The organism is Paraburkholderia sp. SEWSISQ10-3 4 (assembly GCF_030464785.1).
Taxonomy (GTDB): Bacteria; Pseudomonadota; Gammaproteobacteria; order Burkholderiales; family Burkholderiaceae; genus Paraburkholderia; species Paraburkholderia aspalathi.
This window is the reverse complement of record NZ_JALPRI010000004.1, coordinates 69,707-86,579: the sequence shown is the minus strand read 5'-3', so window position 1 is coordinate 86,579 and position 16,873 is coordinate 69,707. Positions and strand designations below refer to the sequence as shown.

Below are 16,873 nucleotides of genomic sequence, written 5' to 3'. Positions count from 1 at the left end.
ACCACCATCTTTTCGAAAGCGAACTCGTTCATCTTGAACGCGTAGTGGCATGCGCGCCGCAAAAACCTTTTCCGCCGACCTACTGGCGCGACCGCGTCGAACATCTGAAAAACTCGCCGCAGGCGCCGATGTATCGCCATCGCATTGCACGCCTTTCCCGCCTTGTCGGCGAACTGCACGGATAGGTCAACCCAGCGTCCTGATCGAATTGCTGATGCCACGCGCGCAATCGATCACCGCGGGTGCGAGGCGCTGCTCGGCATCGGCTAGCGTCCAGCGACTGGTCGGCGCGACCACGTGCACCGACGCCACGGGTCTTCTTTCACCATCCAGCACCGGCGCCGCAATCGTCATGTCACCGATGAACAGTTCCTCACGGTTCGACGTATAACCCCTGCGGCGCGCTTCCCCGAGCAGCGCTTCGATCTCGCCGATGTCCGTCACCGTGTACTGCGTATGCGCGACACGGTCGTTCGCCTCGAGCAGCGTGCGCACTTCGTCGTCCGGCAGCGCGCTCAGATAAGCACGGCCTGATGCCGTGCAGTACATCGGAATACGGCTGCCTATCGGCATGTGAATCGGTACGAACTTCATGCAGACAAAACGCGCGACGTACAGCATCTCCGCGCCATCCGGTTCGGTCAGGCTGGTCGTCTCGCCGGTCACGTTCGTGAGTTCCGAGAGGAACGGGTTGGCCACGTCGATGAGCGTATCCGCCGCGAGGTAGTTGAAGCCAATCTGCACGACACGCGGGGTCAGTTGATAGCGCTTCGTGCGGGGATGTTTGCGCACGTAGCCTAGCTTCTCCAGCGTGTAGATCATCCGTTGCGCTGAACTCTTCGTGATCGAAGTCGCCTCGGCCACTTCCGGCAAGCTCATGGTCCGGCGTTGCGCGCTGAATGCGCGCAGCACTGCGATGCCTTTTTCCAGCGATTGATTGAAGAGCGCGTCCGGCACTTCGCCCGGCGCTTCGCTCTCGCTTGCCTGCTCCACCCCTTTGCCGCTCATGGAAATACCCAATGGTGATCGTGATGCATTGACGTTAGCATATCGAATATCGATACGCAAATAATGTTATTCGATATTTTTGACTCGAATATGATGAAGTCAAACCAGCCACCGATTCCTCAATCGTAGTCCGTCACCGTCGTGGAGAATCTCATGATCCAGTTAGTCAAGCGCATCGCCGGCGCAGTCGTCGCGCTGTTGGTCCTCGCAGCAACGCCGGCCATGGCAGCCGCCGAGCCGGAGTACACGGTCGGCGCGACGGCCACCGGCGTGCCGTTCACCTTCCTCGACGTGAAGAGCAATTCGATCCAGGGTCTGCTGGTCGATGCGATCACCGCAACCGGCAAGGCCGCCGGTTTCGACGTGAAGGTGGAACAGACCACCTTTTCCGCGCTGATCCCGTCGCTCACCACGAAGAAGATCGACGTGATCTCCGCCGCCATGCTGAAGACGCCAGCCCGCGAGCAGGTCGTCGACTTCTCCGACACGGTCTATTCGTACGGCGAAGGTCTGATCGTGCGCGCCGACGACAAGGGCAAGTACACGTCGATGGACGATCTCAAGGGCGAAGTGGTCGGCGCGCAAGTGGGCACCGCCTTCGTCGACGCGCTGAACAAGAAAGGCATCTTCAAGGAAGTGCGCACGTACGATTCGGTCGCGGACATCATGCGCGACGTCGCGCTCGGCCGCATCAAGGCAGGCTTTGGCGACCATCCGATCATCGCGTACCAGTTGCAGAAGAACCCGAACCCGCAGTTGCGGCTCGTCGACGGTTATCAGCCGAGCGTGAAAGGCCAACTGTGCTTCGTGGTGCGCAAGGGCGATAACGCAACGCTGGAGAAGCTGAACGCCGGCATCCGCAAGATCAAGGCAGACGGCACGCTCACGCAGATCATCAAGAAGTGGCAGGTGGAATGACGCGGCTCGCTGCCTGAGGAGATCACGTCATGTTCATCCAGAATGCGCTCGACTTCCTGCCGATCCTGCTGAAAGGCGCGGTCGTCACCGTCGAGATCACCTTCTGCGCGTTCGTTCTCAGTACGCTCCTCGGCCTCGTGCTGGCGCTGATGCGCGTGTCGTCGAACAAGGTGCTCTCGAACGCAGCGGCCACGTTCATCAACGTGATTCGCGGCCTGCCGATCATCGTGCAGCTGTTCTACATCTACTTCGTGCTGCCCGATCTCGGCGTGCAGTTGAGCGCGTTCCAGGCGGGTTTCATCGGGCTGGGCGTTGCTTACTCGGCGTATCAGGCGGAGAACTTTCGCGCCGGCATTCAGGCAATCGACCACGGCCAGATCGAAGCCGCGCAATCCATCGGCATGCGTAGCCCGCTGATCATGCGCCGAGTGATCCTGCCGCAAGCGTTTCGAATCGCGCTGCCGCCGTATGGCAACACGCTCGTGATGATGCTGAAGGACTCGTCGCTGGCCTCGACCATTACCGTCGCGGAAATGACGCGCGCCGGCCAGCTGATTGCGTCGTCGACGTTCCAGAACATGACGGTATTCACGCTCGTCGCGCTGCTCTATCTCGCGCTCAGCCTGCCGCTCGTCTACGGCTTGCGGCGCCTTGAGCGCCGTCTCGGTCAGAAGGGAAAGCGATGATCGAAGTTCAATCCATTCACAAGCGCTTCCACGATCAGGAGGTGCTTAAGGGCGTCAGCCTCAACGTCGAAGCCGGCCAGGTCGTCTGTCTGATCGGGCCGTCGGGCTCGGGCAAGTCGACGCTCCTGCGCTGCATCAACGGTCTCGAAACCTACGACGCGGGCACGATCACTGTCGAAGGCGCGCGCGTCGACGCCAGGTCGAAGCACATCCATGAGTTGCGCACGCAGGTCGGCATGGTGTTTCAGCGCTTCAATCTGTTTCCGCATCGCACGGCGCTGGAGAACGTCTGCGAAGGGCCGCTCTATGTGAAAAAGGAAGCCGGTGATGCGGCACGCGAGAAAGCGCGGCATCTGCTCGACAAGGTCGGCCTCGCGCATCGGATGGACGCGTATCCAGCGGAGCTCTCGGGCGGCCAGCAACAGCGCGTCGCCATTGCGCGTGCTCTGGCGATGGAGCCGAAAGCGATTCTGTTCGACGAACCAACTTCCGCGCTCGATCCGGAACTCGTCGGCGAAGTGCTCGGCGTGATGCGGCAACTCGCGAACGACGGCATGACGATGATCGTCGTCACGCACGAGATGGGCTTCGCACGCGAAGTAGCCGATCGCGTGTGCTTTCTGTACGACGGCACCATTTGCGAGGAAGGCGCGGCAGCCGATCTGCTCGAGCGGCCGACCCATCCACGCACGCGCGATTTTCTGCGCCGCATGCTCACGCCCACGTCGAACGGAACCGTGCAATGAAGTCAGTAGAAGCAGGCCAGCCGTTGCCGCCCTCGCTCTGGGCTGCCACCGCTGAGGCCGCGGTGCGCACGCCGCCGCTCGATGCACCGAAGCGTGTTCAGGTGGCGATTGTGGGCGCGGGTTACACGGGCTTATCCACGGCGCTGCATTTGAGCGAACTCGGTGTGGACGTCTGCGTGATCGATGCGAACGAGCCGGGCTGGGGCGCATCGGGACGCAATGGCGGACAGGTGATCCCGGGTCTCAAGTACGACCCCGACGAACTCTTGCGCCGGTTTGGCCCGGAGGATGGCGACGCGCTTGTCAGGATGGCGGGCGGCGCAGCCGACACGGTGTTCGATCTGATCGAGCGCCACGGCATCGCATGCGATGCGACACGCGCCGGCTGGATTCAGCCCACGCATTCGACCAGACTGCTCGATACGCTGCATGCGCGGGCGCGCCAGTGGGAATCGCGTGGCGCGCGCGTCGAGTTACTTGATCGCGCGCAGATTGCGCAGCGGCTCGGCACGGAGGCGTTTGTCGGGGGATGGGTGGACCGGCGCGCGGGCAGCGTGCAACCGCTCAGCTACGCGCGTGGACTTGCGCGCGCTGCCCTCGCGCGTGGCGTGGCGATTCACGGCACGACGGTCGCGAGCCGTCTCGAACAGCGCGCCGATGGATGGCGCATTCACACGGCTCACGGACCGGCCATCGATGCGCGTCAGGTCCTGCTTGCAACCAATGGATACAGCGATTCGCTGTGGCCGGGGATCGCGCAGTCGGTGATCGCGGCGAACAGCTTCATCGTGGCGACGAAGCCGCTCGCCGCAAGCATCAGCGCAAGCATACTGCCTGGCCGCGAAGTGGCGTCCGATTCGCGGCGCTTGCTGCTGTACTTCCGGCGCGACAGCGAAGGCCGCCTGTTGATTGGCGGCCGCGGACCTTTTCGCGAACCACGCGGTGCGGCGGACTGGGCGCACCTCGAACGCGCCGCCAGATTGTTGTACCCGCAACTGTTGGACGTCGAGTACGAGTATCGCTGGGCCGGACGCATCGCCATCACGCGGGATTTCCTGCCGCATGTTCATCTGCCCGCAGCGGGACTGACAATCGCGCTAGGCTACAACGGCCGCGGGATCGCGATGGCCACGACGCTCGGCAAGCACCTCGCTGCGCATCTGGCAGGCGCGACGCGTGGACTGCCGTTGCCGCCGACATCGATCCGGCGGATCCCGCTGCACGCGCTTCAGCGCTTTTATATCAGCGCTGGGGTTGCGTGGTATGGATTGCTCGATGCGATGAGTTAGATCGAACGTTGGGAATGTGGCCGGTCATGCTCCGGCCTATTCACGCCCCCAGATGTTCGCGCAAGAACTCGATGAAACGTTGTGTCTTCGCGGGCAGCAACCGCGTCTCGGTGATGGCGTAGACGGGAACAGACGGCGCTTGCCACTCTGGCATCACCCGATGCAACAGCCCGGCGGCGACATCATCGGCCGCGATTTCTTCAGGCAGCACGGCAATGCCGAGATCGAGCGTCGCCAGTCGCCGGATCATGCCGACGCTGTTAAGCAAAAACCGGCCGCCTACTGCAATCTCGACCGTTTCCTTTCCCCGATGAAGACTCCATCCGGCGACTTCCGCCGGCTTGAGACGCAAGCACTCGTGCCGCAAGAGATCGGCCGGCTCACCTGGCTCACCATAAAGTTCGACATAGCGCGGCGATGCATAGAGATACCGCGGCAAACGAGCGAGCTGTCGCGCGATCAGATTCGAGCTCGGCGGCTCGCCCATGCGAATCGCGACATCGACGGGTTCGGTGACCAGGTCGACGCGACGCGGCGTGAGGTCAAACTCGAAGCTGATGCCCGGATAACGCCGGGCGAATTCCGCGAGCAAAGGCGCGAGAAAAATATTCGCGAAATCGACCGGCAACGACGCGTGTAACACGCCAACTGGCTGCGCCAGCATCTCACCGAGCTGCTCGTGCGCAAGCCGCGCCTCTTCCACGATGCGCCTCGCGCGTTCGAAGTAGAGCTGACCGGCTTCGGTCGGCTCGATCTTGCGCGTAGTCCGATGCAGAAGGCGCAATCCGATTGCCTTCTCCAGTGCACTGATCCGGCGCGACAGCGTCGAGTTGGGCACCCCGATTGCCTCGGCCGCGCGGCGAAAGCTCTTCGCCTTGACCACCTCGACGAACAGCGCCATGTCGTTCAGAAACTCCACCTCACTGCTCCAAAAATGGCTCAATGATTTCCATTTTGCCATCTTTATCCCACCTACGGTTTTCCGGATGATGACCACATCTGATGAACACGTCACTACTGAGGAGCACAAGATGCGTCAGCTTTTCACCCACGTCGCCCTGTTCGGCGCAAGCGTCGATCACTTCGCGCCGAGTGCGGCCGGTAACGTCTGAGGACCGGGCCATGTCAACCGCCATCGCCCGCATGCAGCGCGCCAATCGGGGAAGCCATTTCCGCGCGTACCGCCTGCATGGTTCCGATCCCTCGCAACTCGATCCCTTCATGGGTATCGACCACGCCTGGATGAGTGCGCCCACCTTCCCGCCGCATCCGCACGCCGGTTTCTCCGCGGTGACTTACCTGTTCCTCGACTCGGAGACAGGCATTGCCAACCGCGATTCGCTCGGTAACAGCACGCTGATCGAACCGGGCGGCCTACATTGGACTGCTGCAGGACGGGGTGTGGTCCATGAAGAAAATCCCGCAGTGCGGGGGAGTACCACTCACCTGCTGCAAATCTTCGTCAATCTCCCGCAGGCAAAGCAGGATGCGGCGCCGTTCGCGCTGAGCCTCGCCCCTGAGGACGTGCCGGTGGTGGAGCGCCCCGGTGTTCGCGTCCGCGTTCCATTGGGCAGTTTTGACGGCATGCGCTCCCCGCTGACACCGCCGACGCAGGTCACCTTGCTGGACATCACGCTGAAGGCCGGCGCTGAGCTGGCGCTCCCGGTGGCCGCGGGCGAGCGCGCCTTCTTCATGCCGATCCACGGCCGCGCGGAGCTCGATGGCGAAGGCTTTGACCTCGACGACCTCGGTGCTCCGATCCTGCCGTCCGCGTCCGACACGACGACGCACAAGCTAGCAGCCATTGCTGGCGGCGCCAGGGTCGCCGTGTTCATCGGCGAACCGCTGCACCAGCCTGTGCTTTCAAACGGACCTATGGCTTTTGCGAGCGAGGAGAGCCTGATCGCGGCAACCGCCGCTTACCACCGTGGCGAGATGGGAAGGCTGTAACAGGCCTCCACGAACCCGGGGCATACGCCCCATCACTACTTAGGAGTTACTTCATGAAGGTTGAACGATTCACTGCCGACAACACCGCCTTGCTGCTGATCGACCATCAGGTCGGCACGATGCAACTGATCAAGAACATCGACCGCGAACTCGCTGCGAAACAGTCGATTGCGCTGGCCAAGATGGCGAAGATTCTCAATCTGCCGGTCGTGATCACGTCCAGTCAGGAAGACCATGCCCAAGGGCCGATTCTTCCGGAAATCGCCGCGATTCTGCCCGAAGCGCACGCGGCGCGAATCAAGCGCCCCGGCGTCGTCAACGCATGGGCCTATCCCGACTTCCGCGAAGCGGTGCTCGCCACGGGACGCAAGAACCTGATCATGGCCGGCGTGACCACCGACGTTTGCCTGATCTTCCCGGCAATTGATGCTGCGCTCGAAGGCTTTGGCGTGCAGGCAGTGATGGATGCTTCGGGATCGCCTAGCGATCTTTCCGAAGAGTTTTCGCGTCAACGGATGCACGATGCGGGCGTGGTGCTCACCGCCACCAACACGCTCATGGCGGAAATCGCGCAGGACTGGTCCACCCCTGCGGGACAACAGCTGATCACGTTGCTGTTCACCGATGTGTTCCCGGCTCTTGGCGCCGGCATCGCTTAAATCCGCAGCCACATCCTGTTGACTGAAGCGCGAGGCGCTTCAGTCAACAGATCGGCTCGTGTTGATCAATCTCTACACGGCCTTCTACGCTAGCCCCTGAGCCACCATCGCAAGCAGCAACCGCTCTGCGCCGATGCCGAAACCCGCGCCTTCCCGATACGCCCCACCGCCGACGATCTGCTGTTGCGCGCCGAGTTCGGTGCAGCGCATCTCGAAGCCCATGCCGTTCAGGTAATAGCTAAGACCGCGTCGAGCCGAACTGTCGATTTCGTAGCGCAGTCCGAACGAATCCAGAAAACCCGCCACGATCTCCTGGCTGCGCAGGCTGGCCCGTTGAGGATCCGGGCAAAGATATTCGAAGCCGAGTTGCGAGAATTCGCGGTATCGGCCTGCCTGCGGCCGTTCATACCGATAGCATCGCGCAACGTAGAACAGCATGCGCTCCGTCTGCCGTCCCAGTAATTCCGTGCAGCGCTCCTGGAAGAGCGCTGTCGCCTCCGGGATCAGACAGCACGGTCTGCCTTTCTTGTCCGGGAAAGCCCACATCTGCCCGATGACCTCACTGCCACCGGCTTTCTGGATAAAGGTGTCTTGTCCCCACAGCGCGGGAACGATCGCCTCCTCTGCCCCGGATTCAATGAAGGTAGCTCTGGAAGCGATTTTCGAGTGCACGAATTTGTGCGGCTTCGGTTCCGACGATAAAACTGGTTCCACGGATCATGGTCATATCTGGTCTCTTGTGCGTAGAAATAAAAAAAGGCGCCCTGGGGGCGCCTTGGTCGTTGGTGCATGAAACGGGATCAGTGAAATCCCGATTCCCTGCTATGGACGTAACGAACCACGGCGCAACAGCATGCGGCCGTGATGGTGGTGAAAGTTGAACAGTACGTTACGGGATTCCATGGAGGGCATAGTCGCATATCGATTTAATTTTGGGAACACATCGCCACGCGCTACTCAATGCCGCCACGATCCATGCGGCAACTCGACGTCCCGCTGCGCCGCCGCCAATCCTTCGACGATGCCCGCGCGATCCAGTGGAATGCAATAGACCGGCTTCGCACGCTCGAAACGCCAACTGTCGGTGAGCGCGCCGGCATCGACTGGATCGAAGCCGAACTGATCGAGAAGCTCGCGCACAACGTGTTTGGCCTGCTCGTCATCGCTGGCGAACGGCAAAGCCCGGCGATTCGACGCATCGGCAGGCTTGCCGTCCGTTTCGAGGTCCCTCGCCAGAATCGCGTTGAAGGCCTTGACCACTTTCGCACCCGGCAACGCGGCGGCCAGCATCTGACTGGTGGTCGTCGAGCGACTGTCGAGCGCCTCAATCTGGCCGTCGCGGTCGGGATAGTAGTTGCACGTGTCGATAACGATTTTGCCGTCGAGCGCCGCAACCGGCAGCGCGCCAATGTTGCTGAAGGGCACGGTTACCACCACCACATCGCCGAACTTCGCCGCCTCTTCAGCCGTACCGAGCGCGCAGCCAAGCACTGCGGCCGTACTGATCAAGGTCCGCGGATCACGGGAATTGCTGATCATCACTTCATGACCATGGTTCTTCGCGACGATCGCCATCGCGCGGCCGAGAAAACCGGCGCCGAGAATGCCTATCTTCATGTTTCACACTCCATGTTTATCCGCGGATCGCTCGGCTGAGCGCCCGCCCATCGGTGAGAAGCACTATGATTCAAAACTTCAATCGGATAAACGGGCGTAGTTTGATGGCTGTCGAAACCAGTAGTGGTGAATCATGGATCGTTTGACCAGCATGGCCGTGTTCGTGAAAACGGCCGACAGCGGCTCGTTCGCCGCGGCCGCGCTCGCCTTCGGCATCTCCGCGCAGATGGCCGGCAAGCATGTCAGCACGCTGGAGGAACGCGTCGGCGCGCGTTTGCTCAACCGGACCACGCGCCGCCAGAGCCTCACGGAGATCGGCCAGATTTTCTACGAACGCTGCAAGGCGCTGCTGGCGGATGCCGACGCGGCTGAATCCGTCGCGCAGGAGCTGTCTGCCTCGCCGCGCGGGCGTTTGCGCATCACGGCGCCGGTGACTTTCGGCGTCTGCTGTCTCGCGCCGATGATCACGCGTTACCTGAAGGCCAATCCCGAGGTACGGGTCGAGTTGGCGCTGACCGACCGCTTCGTCGATCTGATCGACGAAGGCTATGAAGCCGCGATCCGTCTCGGCTCGCTGTCGGATTCGTCGTTGATCGCGCGGCAGTTGATGCCGTACCGGCTGGTTGCCTGCGCGTCGCCCGGCTACGTGGCCGAGCGCGGCGAGCCGCAGACGCCGCAAGCGCTGGCGCAGCACGAGTGCCTGAGCTTCGTCTATACGAGCCTGCCGGTTGACACCGCATGGCGTTTCACTGATGCCGAGGGCGAACATGTGGTGCCGATCTCGGGCCGCTTTCAGGCCAACGACGTGAAAGCGCTGCTGGCCGCAGCCCTTAATGGGGGCGGAGTAATCCTCGCGCCCGCAGTGGCGGTGAAGGACGAACTCGCCGCGGGTCGGCTGGTACGTCTGCTGAACGGCTACGAAGCGCCCGCACGCCCCATGCATCTGGTGTTTCCGGCCAGCCGCGCCACCCCGAAACTGCGCGCGTTTATCGATCAGGTGGTGGCCGAATTCGGGCCGCACGCCGCGTGAAACGGGCCGCCGTGCACATCCGGAAGAGCGCCTCCACCACCCGCCAATCTCCACCCATTAGCCGCTAGAATTCCCGCCTTTGCCCGCGTCGGGCGCGCGACAAGGCAAAATACTGGTTTTGCGCGCGCAAAACGCGCCGCGAATCCGGATGAATCAGACCTCGGCGGCAGGCTTGCCGCCGACCCTCGCAATGACGCATGACGACGGCCCAGCACGCCAATCAGGCACGTCGGGCCCGTCGCGTGCGGCGCAGCCAGGACAGCTCGTCCTTTAACAGAGCCCCTCAGGAGCATTCATGACCGATTCGAACCCGTCCTTCCTCGGCAGGATTTCACTTGCCGTCAGTACATTTTTCAGCATCCTCGGCGATGGTGAATTCGCCGCCGGCGTGCTGCGTCTGCGTAACAGCGGCGCCGCTGCGGCGAGCGCAGCACCCGCACCCACGCCCGCTCCCGCCGCGGCACCGGCCCCCGCCCCGCAACCGGCCCCCACGCTGAAAGAAGCAAGCCCGGACGCCGCACTCCAACTGCTCGGTCTGCTGCAACGCGACGCGCGCTTCATCGATTTCGTCGAAGAAGACATCAAGGCCTATAGCGACGCCGACATCGGCGCCGCTGCCCGCCTCGTGCACGACGGCTGCCGCATGACGCTGCGTGAGCATTTCACGATCCGTCCGGTGCGCGACGAAGCCGAAGGCAGCCGCGTGACGCTGGCCGAAGGTTTCGACGCCACCTCGATTCGCCTGACCGGCAATGTGGTCGGCAAGGCGCCGTTCAACGGCAGCATCAGCCACCGCGGCTGGCGTGTCGACGAAGTGCGTCTGCCGAAGCTGACCGACAGCCACAACGCCAAGGTCATCGCACCGGCCGAGGTGGAGCTATGAGCGACGCACGCTTCTCAATCGGTATCGACCTGGGCACCACGCATTGCGCGCTGTCCTACGTGGACACCACGGCCAGCGATGGGGAAAAGACCACTCAAGGCGTGCTGCCGGTCGCACAACTCACGGGCCCAGGCGCGATCGACAACCTCGATCTGCTGCCCTCGTTCCTCTACCTGCCGCATCCGGACGAACTTGCCTCGGGCGACCTGTACCTGCCGTGGACCGGCCAGCGCGAATTCGCGGTCGGCGAGTTCGCCCGCAGCCGCGGCGCGGCCACGCCGATCCGGCTCGTGTCGAGCGCCAAGAGCTGGTTGTGCCATCCGGGCGTCGATCGTCGCGCGGCGATTCTGCCGAACGACGCGCCGCCCGAAGTCGCGCGCGTGTCGCCGCTCGAAAGCTCGGTGCGTTACCTGACGCACTTGCGCGAAGCGTGGGACCACGCGCATCCGGACGCGCCGTTCAGCCAGCAGGACATCACGGTGACGATCCCTGCGTCGTTCGATCCGGCTGCGCGCGAGTTGACCGCCGAAGCCGCCGAAGCCGCCGGCTACGGACGCATGACCTTGCTCGAAGAACCGCAAGCCGCGCTGTATAGCTGGATTCAGAAGAGCGGCGGCCAATGGCGCAAGCAGGTCAAGGTCGGCGACATCATTCTCGTGGTCGACGTGGGCGGCGGCACGACTGACCTCTCGCTGATCGCGGTGATCGAGCGCGAAGGCAATCTCGAACTGCATCGCGTTGCGGTCGGCGAACACATTCTGCTCGGCGGCGACAACATGGACCTGGCGCTTGCCCACGTGGTCGCGCGCAAACTTGCGGCGCAGGGTACTCAGGCCGACGCGTGGCAACTGCGCGCCCTCACCTATGCCTGCCGCTCGGCGAAGGAAACGCTGCTCAGCGACCCGTCGACCGATACCGTGCCGCTCGTCGTGCCGAGCCGCGGTTCGAAGCTGATCGGCGGTTCGATCCGCACCGAACTCACGCGTGCGGAGTTGACCCAGACGATCCTCGAAGGATTCTTCCCGCAGGTGGATAGCGCTGCGCGTCCGGTAAGCCGTGCGCGTGCCGGTCTGACGCAACTCGGCCTGCCGTATGCGCAGGACGCGGGCATCACGCGGCATCTGGCGGCCTTCCTTGGCCGTCAGGTGGGCGCGCTGGCTGAACTCGAAGGCTTGCGCGATATCGCCACGACGGAAGGCGCGACTTTCCTGCACCCTACTGCCGTGCTCTTCAACGGCGGTGTGTTCAAGTCGCCGCTGCTGGTCGAGCGGATCATGGGCACGCTCAACGGCTGGCTCGGTGCCGAAGGTGCGCCGCAAGCCCGTCTGCTCGAGGGCGCGGATCTCGATCTCGCCGTCGCGCGCGGCGCGGCTTATTACGGCTACGTGCGGCGCGGCCAGGGCGTGCGTATCCGCGGCGGCACCGCACGCGCGTACTACATCGCGATCGAATCGGCGATGCCCGCCGTCCCCGGTCTCGAGCCGCCGGTGCAGGCGCTGTGCGTCGCGCCGTTCGGCATGGAGGAAGGCACGGACGCCGAATTGCCGGCGCAGGAGTTCGGGCTGGTCGTCGGCGAGCCGGTGCACTTCCGCTTCTTCGGATCGTCGGTGCGTCGTCAGGATCAGGTCGGCACGCTGCTCGACTTCTGGGGCCCCGAGGAATTGCAGGAGCTGGAGGAAATCCAGGCAACGTTGCCGTCCGCCGGCCGCACCGCTGGTGAAGTCGTGCCGGTGAAACTGCGTGCGCGCGTGACGGAAGCCGGCACGCTCGAACTCGAAGCCGTGCCGCGCGGCACCGACGAACGCTGGAAGGTCGAGTTCGACTGCGCGGCAACGCCAATGCATGACTGAAGTGAAGCAGAAGCGCTACAGCGTCGGCATCGATCTCGGCACCAGCAACACGGTGCTGGCGTATGCCGCGGTGGGCTCGCAGGAAATTCGCGTCTTCGAGATCGATCAACTGGTGAGTCTCGGCGAAGTCGCGGCGCGGCCGCTGCTGCCTTCGGTGCGGTATCACGCGGCGCCGGGCGAGCTGAGTGCGGGCGATCTGCAGTTGCCGTGGCGCGCGCCTGACAACGCGGTCGATCGTGCTGGCGAAAGTCAGCAGTATCCACCCGTAGTAATCGGCAGGCTCGCGCGTGCACTCGGTGGCCAGGTGCCAGGACGGCTGGTGGCGAGTGCGAAAAGCTGGCTGTCGCACGCGTCCGTGGACCGGGTCGCGCCGATCCTGCCGTGGGGCGCCGCGGACGATGTCCGCAAGGTCTCACCGGTCGAAGCCAGCGCGAGCTATCTGGCACACGTGCGGGCGGCCTGGAATCAACGCTTTCCCGACGCGCCGCTCGAAGCGCAAGACGTTGTGCTGACGGTGCCCGCTTCTTTCGACGAAGGCGCGCGAGCGCTGACGGTGGAAGCAGCGCGCATGGCGGGTTTACCGACATTAAGGCTGCTCGAAGAACCGCAGGCCGCGTTCTACGACTGGCTGTTTCATCATCGCGACAGCCTTGCGACCGAACTGTCGGACACGCGACTCGTCCTGATCTGCGACGTCGGCGGCGGCACCACCGACCTCACGCTGATCGAAGTCCGCATGCGTGACGGCGAGCCGGAGCTCACGCGTATCGGCGTGGGCAACCATCTGATGCTCGGCGGCGACAACATGGATCTCGCACTCGCGCATCGCGTCGAGGCACGTTTGCCTCAAGCGGGCAACGAGCGCACGCGTCTGTCGGCGGCGAGCCTCTCACAACTGGTCGAGCGTTGCCGCGGCGCGAAGGAACAACTGCTCGGTCCAGACGCGCCGGAGTCGGCTTCGATCACGCTGCTCGGCGCGGGCTCGAAGTTGATCGGCGGCGCACGCACGGTGCAGGTCACACGAGAGGAAGTCGAGCAGATCATCGTCGACGGCTTCTTTCCGGCGGTGGCATCGAACGAACGGCCCGGCAGGCCGCGCGGCGCGATCGTCGAGTTCGGCCTGCCCTATGCCACCGATGCCGCGGTCACGCGTCATATCGCGGCGTTTCTCAACCGCTTCGCGGCGCAGTCGCGTAAGGCGCTGGGTTCGGCTACTGATTCCTCCGCGCTTCCTTCCGATGCGGGTGAAGCTCAGGACGAGCCTTTGCCGGTGCCCGACACGCTGTTACTGAACGGCGGCGTATTCCGCGCTGAAGCGCTGGCGCAACGCCTGTCCAGCACTTTGGGCACGTGGCGCGGCGAAGCGCTCAACGTTCTGCACAACGACAATCCCGACGTCGCCGTGGCGCGTGGCGCGGTCGCTTATGCCCTCGCCCGCGCGGGTCAGGCGCCGAAAATCGGTGGCGGCTCGGCGCGCAGTTATTTCCTCGTGCTGGACGAAACGAGTGACGGCGCACGCGACGCCGAACCGACGCAACGCGGCATCTGCCTGCTTCCGCGCGGTACCGAAGAAGGTCACGAGATCCGGATCGAAGACCGTACGTTCGCGTTGCGCCTCGGCCACCCTGTGCGCTTTCACCTGGCCTCTTCAAGCGCGGATACCGTCTATCAACTAGGCGAACTTGCCGACCTTGCACAAGGCGATTTCGTTCGGCTGCCACCTATTGCGACGATCGTGCAACCGCGCGGCGCGAGCACGACGCGCGGCGAAACCGCCGTACAGATCGCAACGTCGCTGACCGAAATCGGCACGCTAGAAGTGCACTGCATCGAGCTCGACAATCCGGCGCAGCGCTGGCTGCTCGAATTCCAGTTGCGCCGCGAAGATGCTCAGGTGAACCTGGCGGCGGGTGCATCGCAAGCCCGACACCCCGCGCTCGACCAGGCGATCGACCATATCGACCGCTGCTTCGGCACGCGCGCGCAAAAAATCGACCCGAAAGAAATCAAACGCCTGCGCTCGCAACTCGAACAGCTGCTCGGGCCTCGCGAAGCTTGGAACAGCGCGCTGCTGCGTGAACTCTTCGGCGCGCTGTGGGAACGCGCGCGCCGTCGGCGGCGCTCGGCGGATCACGAACGCTCGTGGCTGAATCTTGCTGGCTATTGCGTGCGGCCTGGCTTCGGCTATCCGCTCGACGAATGGCGCGTGGAGCAACTCTGGTCGCTCTTCGACGACGGCATCCAGTACGTCAACGAAAGCCAGGTCTGGTCGGAATGGTGGACGCTATGGCGCCGCGCTGCGGGAGGCCTCGATGAAAGCGCGCAACTGCGCGTGCTCGACGCGATGGCCTATCTGCAAACGGCCGCGCAATCGCGTCACAAGTTGCCCTTCGACGTGTCGAAAACCGGCTTCACCGACATGGTCCGGCTGAGCGCGTCGCTCGAACGTATTCCGGTCGAACGCAAGATCGAGCTCGGCGAGTCCGTGCTCACGCGCTTGAAGAAGCCCGCGGAAAATCATCAGAGCTGGTGGGCGGTCGGCCGCATCGGTGCGCGGCGGCCGTTCTACGGCAGCGCGCATAGCGTCGTGCCGCCGGACGTCGCGGCGCTTTGGCTGAACACGATCCTCGCGCTCGACTGGAAGAAGGTCGACCCCGCAGCGTTCGCCGCCGTGCAGATCGCCCGCATGACCGGCGACCGCTCGCGCGACCTGCCGGAAGACGTGCGCCATGCCGTGGTGCGCAAACTCGAAGCGGCCAATGCGCCGCGCGCGTGGATCACGATGGTCGGCGAGACCGTGGAACTCGATGACGCCGACGAAGGCCGGGTGTTCGGCGAATCGCTGCCTGCGGGGTTGAAGCTGATAACGGCAGCGCTATAGCGAGGCGGCCTGTCCTAGGCCATCGTCACCAGATTCCTGCCTTCGTGTTTCGAGCGATACAGCGCCCGGTCCGCGCTCGCGAAGCCTTCGCGATGCGCCAGCCGCGAGCCCTCGGTCATACGCGTCAGCGAGGCGCCGACGCTTACCGTCACCATGCCGAACGGCGAGGCGCGATGCTCGATCGCCAGATCCTCGACGCCCTGCCGCAGCGCTTCGAGCGTGTCTTCGAGCGCCACTGGCTCCGCTCGCAGCACCAGCAGTCCGAACTCTTCGCCACCCATGCGGCCGGCAATGATGCGATCGCCGTCGGCCGCCGCCTGCATCACCGAAGCTACCTTGCGCAAACAATGGTCGCCCGCCTGGTGGCCGTAGGTGTCGTTGTACTGCTTGAACCAGTCGACGTCGACCACCACCGAGCCCATTACGTCGCCCTCGCGTGCGTCTTTCCATTTGCGCGCGATGCTTTCCAGCAGGAAGCGGCGGTTGTACAACTGGGTGAGCGGATCGATTGCGGTGGCCGTGCGCATTTTCAGATCGTTTTCGATCATCGCGCGCAGGTGGTAAAACACGCCGCGTTTCGAGGCATCGAGGCGGCCGGGCGCCGGGTCCATCGCGCACAGCGCGCCGACGATCTCACCGTTCGGCGCGCGCAGTGCAATCGCCGCGTAAAAGCGCACGAAGGGATGGCGCTGCACCAGCATGCATTCGCCGAAACGGGTGTCGTCGTGGGCATCCTCGATGACGAACAGGTCCGCGTCGCGCACCGCGTAGTCGGCCAGCGAGCGCGCGCGGGTCACGAGCGGCATCGCCATGCCGACTTCGGCCCGGTAGTGCTGATGCTCCTCGTCGAGCAGCGTGATCGCGGTGATCGCCGCGCCGGTCACGCTCTTCAGAATTTCCGCCGCGTGCGTGAAGCATTCGCGCATCACCTGATCGTCGTGCAACAGCCATTCGATGACCGACGATTCCACCTCGGGTTCGCCAGCGGCGGACGGATCAACCAACATCCTGCTGGACAGACGGTCGTTACTGTAAGCGAGTTGCACGGCTGGGTTCCCGGAAGTGACTAGCTCGTGTCAACGGCATCTGCATTCGAAACTTGAGCGCCAGCCGCACGCCGCCTGGGTTTTCTCTCAAAGTTAGACAACGCGTCCAATCAACAGACAATTGCAGCTGCTCAGGCGCAATCTGAATCTCGCCACGCGCTTGAACGAACACGTATTTCGCACGCACATGGTCAATCTTTTTCAGGCCATGCAGGCTTTCGTCAAGGTCGCCGTCGCGGGCAGCTTCGCGCGCGCCGCTCGACAACAGTCCGCAGACCCGGGTATTCAGCAACAACAGCAGCAATGGCAA

Annotated in this window: 17 protein-coding genes; 11 read left to right on the top strand and 6 right to left on the bottom strand. The window is 63.7% G+C overall.

Annotated features, from left to right (window positions below):
• Positions 1-186: 186 nt before the first annotated feature.
• Positions 187-1,008, bottom strand: coding sequence for an IclR family transcriptional regulator (locus M0D68_RS11645; protein WP_093642697.1), 822 nt, complete (start codon positions 1,006-1,008; stop codon positions 187-189).
• 153 nt (positions 1,009-1,161) lie between these two features.
• On the opposite strand from M0D68_RS11645, the gene M0D68_RS11640 reads away from it, so the two are divergent.
• The 4 genes from M0D68_RS11640 to M0D68_RS11625 are packed head-to-tail and all read left to right on the top strand — an operon-like array spanning position 1,162 to position 4,647.
• On the top strand, positions 1,162-1,926 hold the full coding sequence (locus M0D68_RS11640) for an ABC transporter substrate-binding protein (protein WP_200651679.1): 765 nt from the start codon (positions 1,162-1,164) through the stop codon (positions 1,924-1,926).
• Between the two features lie 29 nt (positions 1,927-1,955).
• On the top strand, positions 1,956-2,612 hold the full coding sequence (locus tag M0D68_RS11635) for an amino acid ABC transporter permease (protein ID WP_093642700.1): 657 nt from the start codon (positions 1,956-1,958) through the stop codon (positions 2,610-2,612).
• The gene (locus tag M0D68_RS11630) at positions 2,609-3,358 is read left to right on the top strand and encodes an amino acid ABC transporter ATP-binding protein (RefSeq protein WP_200651677.1); all 750 of its coding nucleotides are present in this window, start codon (positions 2,609-2,611) and stop codon (positions 3,356-3,358) included. The genes M0D68_RS11635 and M0D68_RS11630 overlap by 4 nt, the downstream gene beginning before the upstream one ends.
• On the top strand, positions 3,355-4,647 hold the full coding sequence (locus tag M0D68_RS11625) for an FAD-binding oxidoreductase (protein ID WP_266224282.1): 1,293 nt from the start codon (positions 3,355-3,357) through the stop codon (positions 4,645-4,647). The genes M0D68_RS11630 and M0D68_RS11625 overlap by 4 nt, the downstream gene beginning before the upstream one ends.
• Before the next feature lie 40 nt (positions 4,648-4,687).
• Here M0D68_RS11625 and M0D68_RS11620 read toward each other — a convergent pair whose 3' ends face one another.
• Positions 4,688-5,566 carry a LysR family transcriptional regulator gene (locus M0D68_RS11620; protein WP_093642709.1) on the bottom strand — a complete coding sequence of 293 codons (879 nt, stop codon included), beginning with the start codon at positions 5,564-5,566 and terminating at the stop codon, positions 4,688-4,690.
• 67 nt (positions 5,567-5,633) lie between these two features.
• Here M0D68_RS11620 and M0D68_RS11615 point away from each other — a divergent pair, with 67 nt between their 5' ends.
• The 3 genes from M0D68_RS11615 to M0D68_RS11605 are packed head-to-tail and all read left to right on the top strand — an operon-like array spanning position 5,634 to position 7,256.
• Positions 5,634-5,759, top strand: a complete 126-nt coding sequence (locus M0D68_RS11615; protein WP_266224281.1) for a hypothetical protein — start codon at positions 5,634-5,636, stop codon at positions 5,757-5,759.
• 10 nt (positions 5,760-5,769) lie between these two features.
• A complete protein-coding gene (locus tag M0D68_RS11610) occupies positions 5,770-6,597 on the top strand; it encodes a pirin family protein (protein WP_266224280.1) in 828 nt (275 codons plus the stop codon).
• Between the two features lie 53 nt (positions 6,598-6,650).
• Entirely contained in the window at positions 6,651-7,256 is a 606-nt protein-coding gene (locus M0D68_RS11605; RefSeq protein ID WP_093642717.1) for an isochorismatase family protein, read from the top strand.
• Between the two features lie 84 nt (positions 7,257-7,340).
• Here M0D68_RS11605 and M0D68_RS11600 read toward each other — a convergent pair whose 3' ends face one another.
• Both M0D68_RS11600 and M0D68_RS11595 read right to left on the bottom strand, forming a co-directional pair.
• Entirely contained in the window at positions 7,341-7,928 is a 588-nt protein-coding gene (locus M0D68_RS11600) for an ATP phosphoribosyltransferase regulatory subunit (RefSeq protein WP_266224279.1), read from the bottom strand.
• Between the two features lie 285 nt (positions 7,929-8,213).
• Complete coding sequence (locus M0D68_RS11595) at positions 8,214-8,873, bottom strand: NADPH-dependent F420 reductase (RefSeq protein WP_266224278.1); 660 nt, start codon at positions 8,871-8,873, stop codon at positions 8,214-8,216.
• 133 nt (positions 8,874-9,006) lie between these two features.
• Here M0D68_RS11595 and M0D68_RS11590 point away from each other — a divergent pair, with 133 nt between their 5' ends.
• The 4 genes from M0D68_RS11590 to M0D68_RS11575 all read left to right on the top strand — a co-directional run bounded on the left by M0D68_RS11590 (position 9,007) and on the right by M0D68_RS11575 (position 15,517).
• Positions 9,007-9,903, top strand: a complete 897-nt coding sequence (locus tag M0D68_RS11590; RefSeq protein WP_256455003.1) for a LysR family transcriptional regulator — start codon at positions 9,007-9,009, stop codon at positions 9,901-9,903.
• Between the two features lie 295 nt (positions 9,904-10,198).
• Positions 10,199-10,786 (top strand): DUF2760 domain-containing protein, encoded by a 588-nt coding sequence (locus M0D68_RS11585; RefSeq protein ID WP_266224277.1) that lies wholly within the window; start codon positions 10,199-10,201, stop codon positions 10,784-10,786.
• On the top strand, positions 10,783-12,636 hold the full coding sequence (locus tag M0D68_RS11580) for an Hsp70 family protein (RefSeq protein ID WP_266224276.1): 1,854 nt from the start codon (positions 10,783-10,785) through the stop codon (positions 12,634-12,636). The genes M0D68_RS11585 and M0D68_RS11580 overlap by 4 nt, the downstream gene beginning before the upstream one ends.
• Positions 12,629-15,517 (top strand): Hsp70 family protein, encoded by a 2,889-nt coding sequence (locus M0D68_RS11575; protein ID WP_266224275.1) that lies wholly within the window; start codon positions 12,629-12,631, stop codon positions 15,515-15,517. Before M0D68_RS11580 ends, M0D68_RS11575 begins: the two co-directional genes overlap by 8 nt.
• Before the next feature lie 14 nt (positions 15,518-15,531).
• Here the strand turns inward: M0D68_RS11575 and M0D68_RS11570 are convergent, their stop codons facing one another.
• Positions 15,532-16,563, bottom strand: a complete 1,032-nt coding sequence (locus M0D68_RS11570; protein WP_266224274.1) for a sensor domain-containing diguanylate cyclase — start codon at positions 16,561-16,563, stop codon at positions 15,532-15,534.
• On the bottom strand, positions 16,544-16,867 hold the full coding sequence (locus tag M0D68_RS11565; protein ID WP_266224273.1) for a hypothetical protein: 324 nt from the start codon (positions 16,865-16,867) through the stop codon (positions 16,544-16,546). The genes M0D68_RS11570 and M0D68_RS11565 overlap by 20 nt, the downstream gene beginning before the upstream one ends.
• Positions 16,868-16,873 lie beyond the last annotated feature (6 nt).